The sequence below is a fragment of the Psychrobacter sp. R86515 genome (assembly GCF_042466315.1).
Taxonomy (GTDB): domain Bacteria; phylum Pseudomonadota; class Gammaproteobacteria; order Pseudomonadales; family Moraxellaceae; genus Psychrobacter.
In genome coordinates this window covers 2,477,255-2,489,788 of the sequence record NZ_JAXHCC010000001.1, presented here as the reverse complement: position 1 = coordinate 2,489,788, position 12,534 = coordinate 2,477,255, and the positions used below count along the sequence as shown (strand labels likewise).

The 12,534-nt window shown below is 43.8% G+C and carries 10 protein-coding genes and 1 pseudogene; 6 read left to right on the top strand and 5 right to left on the bottom strand.

Translation table 11 applies throughout. From position 1 onward, the window contains the following. Positions 1–495: 495 nt before the first annotated feature. From SJY28_RS10375 to SJY28_RS10365, 3 genes and pseudogenes are all read right to left on the bottom strand, one after another. Positions 496–1,236 (bottom strand): peptidase, encoded by a 741-nt coding sequence (locus tag SJY28_RS10375; RefSeq protein ID WP_379544390.1) that lies wholly within the window; start codon positions 1,234–1,236, stop codon positions 496–498. Between the two features lie 42 nt (positions 1,237–1,278). Then, positions 1,279–2,064, bottom strand: coding sequence for a transglutaminase family protein (locus SJY28_RS10370; protein WP_201568944.1), 786 nt, complete (start codon positions 2,062–2,064; stop codon positions 1,279–1,281). 841 nt (positions 2,065–2,905) lie between these two features. Beyond that, a pseudogene (locus tag SJY28_RS10365) lies at positions 2,906–4,489 on the bottom strand (circularly permuted type 2 ATP-grasp protein); the annotation flags it as partial. A 221-nt stretch (positions 4,490–4,710) separates the two neighbouring features. Here SJY28_RS10365 and SJY28_RS10360 point away from each other — a divergent pair. Further along, positions 4,711–5,349 (top strand): GDSL-type esterase/lipase family protein, encoded by a 639-nt coding sequence (locus SJY28_RS10360; RefSeq protein WP_379544389.1) that lies wholly within the window; start codon positions 4,711–4,713, stop codon positions 5,347–5,349. 153 nt (positions 5,350–5,502) lie between these two features. Here SJY28_RS10360 and SJY28_RS10355 read toward each other — a convergent pair whose 3' ends face one another. Further along, entirely contained in the window at positions 5,503–6,603 is a 1,101-nt protein-coding gene (locus SJY28_RS10355) for a DUF2855 family protein (RefSeq protein ID WP_379544388.1), read from the bottom strand. A 38-nt stretch (positions 6,604–6,641) separates the two neighbouring features. Beyond that, positions 6,642–8,081 carry an NAD(P)-binding protein gene (locus SJY28_RS10350; RefSeq protein WP_379544387.1) on the bottom strand — a complete coding sequence of 480 codons (1,440 nt, stop codon included), beginning with the start codon at positions 8,079–8,081 and terminating at the stop codon, positions 6,642–6,644. A gap of 119 nt (positions 8,082–8,200) precedes the next feature. Between SJY28_RS10350 and SJY28_RS10345 the strand changes: the two genes are divergently transcribed. The 5 genes from SJY28_RS10345 (at position 8,201) to rhuM (ending at position 12,486) form a co-directional block, all read left to right on the top strand. Then, on the top strand, positions 8,201–8,779 hold the full coding sequence (locus SJY28_RS10345) for a TetR/AcrR family transcriptional regulator (protein WP_379544386.1): 579 nt from the start codon (positions 8,201–8,203) through the stop codon (positions 8,777–8,779). A 185-nt stretch (positions 8,780–8,964) separates the two neighbouring features. Continuing rightward, positions 8,965–11,019 carry an autotransporter domain-containing protein gene (locus tag SJY28_RS10340; RefSeq protein ID WP_379544385.1) on the top strand — a complete coding sequence of 685 codons (2,055 nt, stop codon included), beginning with the start codon at positions 8,965–8,967 and terminating at the stop codon, positions 11,017–11,019. 174 nt (positions 11,020–11,193) lie between these two features. Beyond that, on the top strand, positions 11,194–11,937 hold the full coding sequence (locus tag SJY28_RS10335) for a zinc-dependent peptidase (protein WP_379544384.1): 744 nt from the start codon (positions 11,194–11,196) through the stop codon (positions 11,935–11,937). A gap of 97 nt (positions 11,938–12,034) precedes the next feature. Then, the gene (locus tag SJY28_RS10330) at positions 12,035–12,256 is read left to right on the top strand and encodes a hypothetical protein (RefSeq protein ID WP_379544383.1); all 222 of its coding nucleotides are present in this window, start codon (positions 12,035–12,037) and stop codon (positions 12,254–12,256) included. Continuing rightward, complete coding sequence (gene rhuM, locus SJY28_RS10325; protein ID WP_379544382.1) at positions 12,217–12,486, top strand: RhuM family protein; 270 nt, start codon at positions 12,217–12,219, stop codon at positions 12,484–12,486. The genes SJY28_RS10330 and rhuM overlap by 40 nt, the downstream gene beginning before the upstream one ends. Positions 12,487–12,534: the final 48 nt, after the last annotated feature.

Genomic DNA, 12,534 nt, shown 5'->3' with positions numbered 1-12,534 from the left:
TATAGCGTCGCGCATAATTTTATTTGCAATTATATATTGACAATAATAACTATTATGAGGCAAACTTAACGAGTTGTGAGATTTAGCGTTTCACCGTTTACGGTGAGGGGCGACGTTGCGTCGTCCACGAGTCAAGCCATTACATTTTACCCAAGGAAGACTGTTTCAGTCCTGCTAATACCTAGATAAAGGCCCTAGTGTCATTAGCTCGCTGGCGCAATCACGCAATCGTGATTGAGCTAATGCACTAGGGCCTTTATCTAGGTGCAGTCCAGTGAGTCTTCCATGTACCAGGTCATGAGGTAGATTACACAACAATTGAGTGTGACATCATTATGATGGCATTCAAGGCTTTTAAAGCAAAACCGGATTAGGGTTGTTTATTCAGCGCTATTCCGGTTTTTTATTGCCTGATTATTAGTTGATAATAAAAAAGCCCTTTGTGATAGACAAAGGGCTTTTTAGTACAGAAAATATGATTTTATACGGAACTATTTATCCCCAATAACCATCAGGACATTTAGGCAATTCAACCAAAGTGCGACGTAACGCATCTGACCATTGATGACGAATGGTATTAAAGTACTCATCACGCTCATCAATACGTCGGCCATTAGGCAGAGCTAGGCTGTCATTGTCATAAAGTACAAAATCTATCGGCATACCGACTGATAGATTTGAGTGAATCGTGGAATCAAATGACAGCATCAGCGCACGTGCCGCGTGTCTTACATCCGTGTTATAGCTGACAGAACGATCCAAAATAGGTTTGCCATATTTGCTTTCGCCTAACTGAAAGAAGGGCGTATCTTCAGTGGCTTTGATGCAATTGCCTTCAGGATAGATTAGGTATAGCTCAGGTGGCTGTCCTTTGATTTGACCACCAAGCATAAACGAGCTGGTAAATGCGCCATCGCGACTAGAATTAGCGACTGCTTTTGCATGATTCATAACATCACGCATACATTCGCCAACCATTTGCGCGGCATCAAACAACGTCGCTACTGTATTGAGATTGCTCTCAGCACGCTGGTCAATGTCGATTTGTAGTTTATTGAACACTGCCTGCGATGTCGCTAAGCTACCAGCTGTCTGTAATACCATAAAGCGCTCGCCCTCAACGCCGTATTGATACAACTTTCTGAATGTCGATATGTGATCAACACCGGCATTCGTGCGCGTGTCACTGGCAAAGACCATACCTTCTTTTAGACGAATGGCAGCACAATAAGTCATAAAATACCCTTGATGAATAAACGTAATAAAAAATAGCAAACGCTATGATAGCTTTTTGACTAATACCAAACTGTAAAGATTTTCGTAACCGCCGCCCATACGCACGCCGCGAACAGGCGCTGTATCTAGATAGTCTCGCCCAATAGCCACATACACATGTGAGCTTGGGGTAAATGCTTGATTTGAGATATCAAAAGTATACCAGTAACCATCCAGCCAAACCTCAGCCCATGCGTGACTGGCCATGTGATTTTCGGTATCGTCATACAGATAACCGGATACATAACGCGCTGGAATCTGTTGATCGCGCAAGATACCTAAAAATACATGCGTATGGTCTTGGCACACACCGGCACTTGTCGCAAACGCCTCAGCAGCGGTCGTACCCACATGCGTGACGTCTTTAACAAAAGGCATCTTCATAATAAGGGCATTCGCCATTGCCTTTAAGCTGTCATGAGTAGGGGTTTTCAGATATGGCGCTGCAAATTCTCGCATTTCTTGTGAGCATTTGGTCAACGGGGTTTGTACGGTAAATAGCAGGTAGGGGACATGATCCATATCCTCTAGTCGTTCGGTTTCGGTGTTGATCTCAACGATACCCGACGCCTGCATTTGTAAGTTGTTATGTGCCTCGTTACGACTAAGCGTGAGCCATGCATTACCAAAGCCGTCCTTTTGGTTGGTCGCCACTTTAGGTAGCATGACATCCCATTTATGAATGGTTTGGTGCGGCATTTGCATGGGGGTCATGCGTATGTACTGTACACTGCGCTGCGCCAGCTCATCGTAATAATAGTTGGTTTGGTGACTGATTTGAAGTTTCATAATATCTTCTCCTTTTTCTGTTTATTCCATATGTCTCATGAGCCATTATTATTGGTTTTTGGCTAGACACCTTCTATACACCTTGACGCAATATGAGATTGAACTCTTTGCTAATCAGCGCAAAATCGCTAAATTTCTTTGACCTAATCATCTGGTTGGTCAAGCGGATAAGCTCACGCCAGCGCGTATTCTCTGGCAACTCATTAATCCAGTGTCTGAATTCAAAACTGACCTCTGTTGAATCCTCTCCCAACAAGACGGCACGCTCAAGCTGCTCAAAGTGACGCCCTAATTGCCAGAAGCAAGTCACTGTCGGATTTTCTTGTTTCATCGCAGCGTTACACGCGTGGAGCTGCAAGGTCGCCGCTCGATATGTGCCAGCACTTGATAGACGCTTGATCAAGTTATATAACTCAGCGGTATCTTTACCAATGACACCTTTGGCCTCTTGGACATTGTCCTCAATCGATTGCACGATATTGGGTATGATGTTTTGTTCCAAATCAGCCATCATTTGTGCTTTCATAGTGGTCAGTGACACTTCACCATCAACGGCAAACCCTAAGTGACTAATTAGATGTCTGATCTGTGATTTTTTGAGATCGCCTTTGATAAGTTGTTTCATAACATCGTCGTAGTAATACAGGCGCTCACTATATCGGCCTAGCCATATCAAGTGGCTAGCGGTAGAGAGTAGCAGTATCATGGGCGCATCATCTAAACTCTCGTAACCTGTTTCTAAGGGTTGGACGCGATCATAGTAGTTCGCGTGTCCTGAAGCATTGACCCCTACCGATGATAAAGGCGAGCACTTGTCGGTTTGCTGGCTGTCTAAATCACTGTCATCAATAATCCAAGTGTCTTTGATACCGCCGCCTTGTGATGAATTGACGACCAAAGAGCCTTCAACCATGGCCACTCGTGTCAGACCACCGGGTACAATATCTACTGTGCCATCACCATGACTGAGGATAAAAGGACGCAAGTCAATATGACGCGGTGCGATACCGTCGCTTACGGCAGTGGGATTGGTAGATAATGAGATGGTCGGTTGAGCAATAAAGCCGGCTGGGTTTTCAAGCAGACGCAGGCGATATTCTTCGATTTCTTTTTTGGTTGATGTCGGACCAATAAGCATCCCGTAGCCGCCTGAGCCTTGCGTTTCTTTTACTACCAGCTTGTCTAGATTGTCGAGCACATATTTGAGATCGTCAGGCTTACGGCACTGGTATGTCTCGATATTAGGTAGGATAGGCTCTTCATTTAAGTAGAATTTAATCATATCCGGTACAAAAGGATAGAGACTCTTATCATCGGCCACGCCCGTACCTGGGGCGTTAACAATCACCACGTTACCAGCACGATAAGCACTCATTAGCCCTGACACACCCAATATAGAGTCAGATTTAAAGGCTAACGGATCAATATAGGGATCATCAATGCGGCGGTAGATCACATCGACTTGTACCTTGCCGCGAATGCCTTGCATATAGACTTTGCTGTCCTCAACGACCAAATCATAACCATGGACGAGTGGTACATTCATTTCATGTGCTAAGAAAGCATGCTCATAATAGGCACTATTAAAGCGACCTGGCGTTAAAATGACGACTTGTGGATCATATTTGGATGTTGAGCTGGCAAGACAGGCTTTGAGACGGCTAGGATAATCACTGATGCCCATAATAGGGGTGTCAGAAAATATATCAGCTAATAGTGTCTCTGATATATTGCGACTCTCAAGCATATATGAGACACCTGATGGGGTACGCAGATTATCCTCTAACACACAAAACTTACCTGTCTCGTCTCGAATCAAATCAATACCGCTGATGTGCGAATAGATAGGTTTGTCGAGCTCAATGCCCATCATCCATGGTTCATAGCAGCCACTGGCATAGACATAGCTGGCAGGTACGATATCCGCCTTCATGATGGCTTGGTCATGGTAGATATCATGCAAAAAAGCATTGAGAGCGGTGATACGCTGTTTACAACCTGCTTCTATTTGTTTCCATTCGCTCGCGGCAATAATGCGTGGAATGATATCAAACGGAATCATACGCTCGATGTTTTTGGCATCGCTATAGACGGTAAAGGTGACCCCTTTACGGTAAAAGATATTTTCTGCTTGTTCGTTTAGATAATTGAGGGCATCCATGTTGATGTTATCAAGCCAATGGCCAACAGCTTGTGCCACTGGGCGATACTTACCTTTACTTATCTGTAGCTCATCGAAACTTTGTGGTTTTTGCTTAGGTTTTTCTGAAGTTTCTTTTGTTAAGGTATCTTCGGTCGGTGTTAACGCGGGACTTTTAGTATTGTCATTGGGCACTTTGATGGATTGACTCTGACTTTGATTTGAAGATTTTTCTTTGTCTGGGTTTCCATCCTTAGACTGACTTTGAGATGCTGTTTTATTCATAAATACCTCACGTATCCTTGGTAAAGTTATACTTTATGATGAATACACTGTCTATGCTAAGTAGAGTAGCACTTGTACTGCGCCCAACAGGTAGTCTATCTCCTGTATGGACTATACAACGGTTAATGAGCAATATACAACAAGAGTTAAATAATAGATTTTTAAAAACTTGAACCTAATTCCAATAAGTTTAACTCAATAAAAACAGGAGGAGAGAAGACATGAAGCTACGTGGAAGGTTTTTAATGCTGGCAGGTATAGGGTTGTCAGCGACTATCAGTGTGACTGGCTGTGGTAGCGAACCGACACAGACGGCCTTGCCTGCTGGTAGCACAGTGGTCGCACTTGGCGACTCTCTAACCTATGGTTATGGCGCAAATCCTAAAACAGCGTATCCTACGGTGCTAGCAGAGCTAAGCAAATGGAACGTCGTTAATGCAGGTGTCAATGGTGATACTTCTGCAGATGTGCTTACTCGAGTGAATGAGATCACTGAGCAAAACCCTGATTTGGTCTTACTGGGTGTGGGTGGTAATGATGTATTGCAGCGCATCGCACCTGATACGACTCGGGCTAATATCGTCGCGACTATAGATACCTTACAATCCAACAATATTGATGTTGTCCTAATCGCTGAGCCGCATCTCAGTACTAGTGCTTTGTTTGGTAAGGCAAGTGATAATCCATTATATGAAGATATTGCGGAAGCTGAAGACATACCGCTATACTCTGATGGCTGGTCGACTATTCTGTCAGATGACGCATTAAAATCTGATAGAATTCATGCCAATGCGGCGGGATACAGACAGTTCGCCGAAGGGTTGCATGATTATCTAAAAGATGAAGGGTGGGTACGCTAAACCGAAACTTAAAAACTGTGAGTAGGGCGTATGTCTGTAGTCAGTGCATAAAGTATAAAAAAAGCAGAGAGTTGATTGACTAGGCTCTCTGCTTTTTAATTTGCATTTTGCTAATGACAAATAGTCGATAAATTTTATAGCCAGTTTTATAGCCTAGTCTTTTTCATTATCACCCATGACGACTACCAAACCTTCATCAGCGGCTATCTTACCTTCGCAGATATCTTTATAAACCTCTAGTAAGCCATTGACTCCATCAAGCTCTTGAATCTTTAACCACGCACTAGTTTTTGCGGTGCTATTCATGATGTAGTGCATAGAGCGTTTATTGAACTCTTCAGAGCCCCATTCTTTCATACGTTGCTGTACATGACTGGGCGCAAAAAACTGTTGGCTACGTTCTTGAATGATACCTTCGGTATGACGTGGCTCGTCCCAGTGCGTAAGGCCGACATTGCTGGTATAGCGCATGTTATCGCCTAAGTGTCTATGTAGACGGCTAAGCACGTCAGTATTGGCTGACATATCTACGATGACTGTCGGTTTGGTTGCATCAATCTGCTCAAGCGTGTCATAGCTAAGCACACTGTCATAAGCATCGATGGAATTAACAAAATCTATATGACGGTTTGAGGTGAGGCCGATAACGTGCGGTGCGTCTTTATCATCAGTGAGGCCATAGGCTAGGCCAATACTGGTTTTACTAGAGGCACTGATAATCACCACTTGTTCTGCGCCAAACCAGTCATTGCGCTTTAATAAATCATGCAGGCAGAATGAGGTTAAGTGCAATACGAACAGTAGCATGCGCTGATTGTCATGGGCGCGGTCATAGTTTGGTTCGTGGTTAACGCGCTGATACATATTGTAGCCAGGCGGCAGCTCGGCACGATGGGCACTGCCATCTAGTAAGCTGGTTTGGGTGACTCGCTTGGGTGTTATGATTAATTCATTGGCGGGCGGGAAATAACCGAATAAGCGTTCACCAATCGGTAGTGCATCACTATTGGACTCAACAACATCGGCAAAGCCCCAGACTGGAATAATGCCCCATTTTTCGGGTTCATCGCCATTTGGTGGGAAAAACTGCCAATAGCGTAATTGGTCACCCATAACTGCATAAGTAATGTTGTTGGCGGTAAAGGCAAAGCGATCAACTTTGACACGTACTTCGCCATCACCGAGAGTGTGTATAGGCGTCTCTTGTAGGCGAGATTGGGTTAGGTTTGCTTTGTTGGTCTGAAATTCTTGCATGGTTATTTCCTTTTTTATTTTATTTTATGGTCATCAGGTTAAGCATTAGCAGTTTTGGCTTGACGCGCTGCCGTAATTTGCATGACTTCGCCCATGAGTTTGGGCATGTTTGCAGCAGCTTTTGGTCCTGCTTCCTTTAGACGTTTAAGGATGGCTAACTCTTCAGGCGGGGTGTCTTCGTTGGCACGTACCAGTTTGGTGAAGCCATCTAAGCGGTTGTTAATCATCCACTCACGTAATGCAGGCTCTTTTGACCAACGCATTTGATTCTGCATTTGTTTAACGAGGCCAACCAAAAAGTCCGTATCATGATTTGGGATTGGCACCACTTGGCACAACTCGTTTTTGATGGTTTCATCATCATAACAGGCTTCAATGTGGGCGATAAATGCGGCACTAAATACAGGCTGATAGGTACGTACGGTTTGCACCACCACAGTATCACCTTTGAATACATCGTACGTCTCTGTCACTGGTACCGCTTGTGCAGAGCAGTCGATATGCATGGTGTTAGGGGTGGTTGAAATGCTGTCCTCACCAAAATAAATCTTGTCAGTATCTAAGCGAGTCACGCGACCTTTACGCACAATGTTTTTAACACGGCGTAACTGTGTCAGCTCTTCACTGCTAATGGTAGCACCATGGAACATTTGCGGGCGTACATTTGGATCAATACGCATTAATACGCCGCCTTTTTCTAAACGATCAAACAGGTCTTCGATGTTTTCTGCCTCAGCAATCGCTTCTGCCTGAGTAGCCTGTGCACCCATGGTATGAACGAAAAAATCACGAGAAGGCTGGGTATTTTTACGATCGATAAACCAAGCATCTCTGGGCATAATCCATGTTATATCGTCTGGATCAATATGGTTCTCTAGTAGCCATAATACCGCATCTATACCCGTTTTTCCGCCACCGATAATCACGTAACCATCACGGGGTTTGGTTAAACTCGGCAAATCATTTAATGGGCCAAACTTAACACCTTCAGCAATCTCAAAGTTTGGGGTATGGGTTGCTGGTACTGAAGTTTTAAAATAAGTACCATCAATGATTTTCTTATTTACCTTAACTTCATAGTTGGTATCAGACAGCAACGATGAAAACTTGCCGTCGCCTTTGTACTCACACATCGGGAAGTATTTCACGCGGCCACTTGGTAAAAACGTATGCTTCATGACTTTATCGAAGTACGCCATGACTTCTGCGCCTGACGCCAACTCAGACAAGCCTTTATTCAAACCAATTTTATCAATCGTACCGCCGCAAAGCTCACGTGAGCTAACGCCATAAAAAGATGACGGCTGATGTAAGGTGACAAATGAATAGGCGTCGTTCCAATGACCACCTGGCTTATGATGTTTATCGACGATAATAATATTAGCATCAGTTTCTGTGAGCAGCACATCGGCAAAAGCCATGCCCACCGCGCCACTACCAATGATTAGATAATCCGTTTCTAGCTGTTGAATACTCATAGCGTCCTTACTCTTAAGTTGAGTTTCTATCAATACAATCAATTCATAACTGTTTGTATATAACAGTGTTATATACTAGAATAACACCGTTATAATTGTCAAGACATAGTGAGAATCTAATGGATGCCAGAACCAAAATACTAAACGCCGCATCTGAGCTTTTTTTAGAAGGGGGCGGAGACGCCTTGAGTGTACGCGCTATATCCAAGCGGGCAGGACTGTCCACCATCGGTATATACAGTCACTTCCAAGGTAAGCAAGGCATACTAGATGCGCTGTACATAGAAGGGTTTAATCTCGTTCGTGAAGCCATGGATGTCATTCCAGAGGGTAGAGCAAACAAAGAGCAAGTGCTAGAGGCGTGCCTAGGGTATCTCAATGTGGGCGAGCAACATGAGGCGCATTATCGACTGATTTTTGGGGAATCTGACGCAGGATATCAGCCCTCAATCGAAGCCATTGCAGCAAGAGATAGCGCATTTTCAAAGTTGGTTCGGGTAGCGGGTTCTTATTTATCAGAAGAGGCTAGCGTGACGGAACGTCGGCAAATAGCGCTAGATATTTGGGCCATCGTGCATGGGTACGTCAGTATCAGTCACCATGTGGTGTTCGCCGATGGATTGGAATTGGATTGGAAGACCATGGCACTTCGTGTGGTTGGAGTACAGTTGGATGCTATTGACCTAACCAAAGTATGAAGGTGACAATGAATATTAAACAGCGATTCGTAAGTATTGGTCGTAGGTAGGTACATAGCGTTTAAATAATCCATCGCTTTACTTAAAAACCAAACTAGCAAACATATGTCTTTTATCTTGTAAACTGCACTACTTTAGGTTATTTTTCAGTATCGTTTACAGTTCTTTAACCAAGGAGAAGCAGTTTGGATACTAACTTATCACCGCTTAAGATTTCAGTGGTTGCGGCGCTGACGCTGCTTACAGGCTCGCAAGTATTTGCAGAGGCCAAGTATGGGGATTATGGTACAGAAACGGCGCTGACGCTTGCCCGTGACTATGCTGGTCGTTATACAGGTTCCGATAAAGAAGTCCAAGCTGCTGATTATATGCAGCAGCGCATGACCATCGATGGCAGTAACAACCAAGTCAATCGTCAAACGTTTGATTTCGTAGCGCCTCGTGGTTTGTTCAGAGGTCAGACGTTAACGAGTAATAACGTTGTCGCAACCCAAAAAGGCAGTGCTGACACCAACAGAACGCTATTTGTCGGTGCACATTATGATTCTGCCGTTGCCTATCCAAACTATGCAAATCTAGAGGCACTGGACGATAATGCTTCTGGGTCTGGTGTCTTAACTGAGTTGACCAAAAACCTGACAGGTATTGAGACAGAATACGATATTCAGTTTGTGGCATTTGGTGCAGAGGAGGGCGGTCTCAATGGTTCAAGGGCGTTTGTTGATCAACTAACGGACGCAGAAAAATCAACAGCGTTGGGTATGATTAACCTAGATAGTCTGATTACAGGCGACAAAATGTATGCCAATGCAGGGCGAAATGCTTACGATAATGATGGCAACGAAGTGGCTGCCAATGTAAGTTTGCGTGAAAATGCACTGCGTATTGCTAAAGCGCTTGGTATTACACTAGAAGTCAATCCAGCCATTATTGCACCAGGTGAGACAGAGCCATACGAGCCTTATGGCGTTGGCTGCTGTAGCGATCAGGAATCCTTCGATAGCGTCATGCAGGTTGTCGGATTTGAGGCTACTAACTGGAGCCTTGGGCCTGATTATGATGGTTACACACAAACTGAAAACCCAGATATTCCAGGCGGCTATACGTGGCATAACCCTGCATTAGATAACGAAGAAGTGCTTACTGCGGCCTTTGGTGAAGAACGCATAGCCCAAAGAATGCGCGACTACTCTCGTATCATCAGCAAGTTGATTGTGGAGCAAACCAATGCTGATATCATCGCATCAACCAAAAGTGCGCTCAATCTTCAAAACACGATGGGCGCTGCGTTAAAAATTAATGCTACTGACTCACACTCAGCGGTTCTTGAGCGCGCCAATGCTTTGGCATTACATACTCTCGATGATGCGGAGTCTTTGGATACCGAGTCGCGTACTCAGGTTTGGGTAGATGGCTCCCAAAGCTACGTGGATGCTGATGAGGTGCAAGAGGGCACTCGCGCCAATATTGGTCTATATGGTGAATATATGGTACAGCCGAGCTGGCGCGTTGGCGCAGGTGTACAAGCGGCCAATCAAAACAACAAAAGCGTAGAAAACCGTATTAAAAAAGACACAAGCTATGGTGTGCAAGCCTATTCTTTATTGGGCGGTAAAGACACGGCTTGGTGGAACACCACATCTCTGAGCTTATCCAAACATGACTTGGACGTTAATAGAACGGTAAAACTGGATGGTAATGACGGCATCAATATTATCAACAATAGTGAACGTGGTGATGCGGATGCCGATGTGTTTAGCGCATACAATGAGCTTGGCTATAATTTTCTTATCAAGAAAAACGTCGCGCATGGCGCCTTTTTGGGACTGAATTACAGTGATACAGACATAGATGGTTATACCAGTGGTAATGCTAATTCTCGCACTGCGTTAAAGGTTGATAGCACCTCTAGCGAGGCATGGGATTCAGAGCTTGGTTATCAGTTACAGTATGGCTTTAATTTGATGGGCACGCCTGCCAAACTTCAAAGCAAAATCGCTTACGTGCATGTTATCGACGATGGTTTAACCGATAGTTTATCGACAACGTCTTTAGCTGACGGTCAAACAAGAGAGGTTAGTATCACTCAAGTAGATAAAGATGACGACTATGGACGTTTTGAGCTGAGTGTGAGTAACAAGGTTCATAAAAACGTTTATGCTTATCTGAATGGCGATACAACCTTTGCACGTGACGATAAAGACAGCTCAGTACAACTAGGCTTGCAATATCAATTTTAAATCTTAATATGTGAATGTCAGACTGCGCTGCTCAATAATTCATTTATGAGCAGCGTTTTTTGCTTATGCATGTCAATATATCAATTATAAGTGCGTATTACTGATTACCGTTACAGTACTCAGATTCAGTAATACCAATGTGTTCGAAATATTAAAAGAATAGGGGTGGCGTATATGTTTGACATCATAAAAGATTGGCGTGAACAACGTATATTAGATAATAGCGAGTTTACCCATGCCGATTGGATGCAAGCGGCTGAGCGTATTGTGATACTCGATAAATTAAGTGTTGACGAGATGACACATTTATTTGAGCTAGCAACGTTATTTTTAGCTGATAAATCCATCACTGGTGCACAAGGTTTTGAGATTAACGATGCTGTCAGACAGTCTATTGCACTGCAAGCCTGTTTGCCTATCTTGAACTTAGGTCTTGACTGGTATGCTGGTTGGTCATCCATCATCATTTATCCTGGCTCGTACAAGAGTAACAGTACCACGGTAGATGAGTTTGGTATCGTCCACGAAGGCACTCAACACCGTAGCGGGGAAGCATGGTTGCGAGGGCCTGTTATTCTTTCATGGAAAGATGCCAAGCACTCAGGCGAACGTGACGGGCATAACGTTGTCATTCATGAATTTGTGCATAAACTCGATATGATGAATGGCCGCGCCAATGGCTTTCCACCGATGCAACCTGATATGGATCCTGCAAACTGGACACAGATTATGAGCCGCGATTTTGAAGATTTTCAAACACATCGCAAGTCAGGACTTGATCGTTATGGCGCAACCAATCCTGCTGAGTTTTTTGCGGTTTTGAGTGAAGTGTTTTTTGAAACACCGCAAAAGTTGGTTGATGCTTATCCGGATATTTATCAGATTATGGTAAAATTCTTTCGTCAGACGCCGTTGTAAGTGATATTTATAGGGATGATGATAGTAAGCTGTATTTAAGACAGCATAAGCATATTGGAATTAGGAAGCTGAGGCAATTAACACTATAAGTGATGATGTGGCAAAAGTAGAAATCTATGAAAGTGCTGATGGAAAGGCGCAAGTATATGTACGTTTTGAGCAAGATTCTGTCTGGCTGTCACAAGCACAAATGAACGAGTTGTTTGGTCGTGACCAATCAGTAATTTCTCGTCATATCGCCAATGCCATAAAAGATGAAAAAATCGCTGAATTTACAATATGCAAAAAATACATATTGCAAATTCAAACCGTCGGGTGACTTTTTATGACTTAGACGTAGTTATATCAGTCGGTTATCGCATCAAATCTCCTCAAGGCGTGCAATTTAGGCGTTGGTCAACGCAGCGACTACGTGAATACTTAGTACAAGGCTATACGCTCCATCAACAGCGCTTCGATAAAAACTCAAGCGAGCTACAACAAGCTCTAAAATTAATCAAAAAAACCACACAAAGTCCCGAGCTTAAAACTGACAAAGCTTGTCATTAAAAACGATAACAAAAACCATATAGCACAAGCCGTTATATATATTTTATC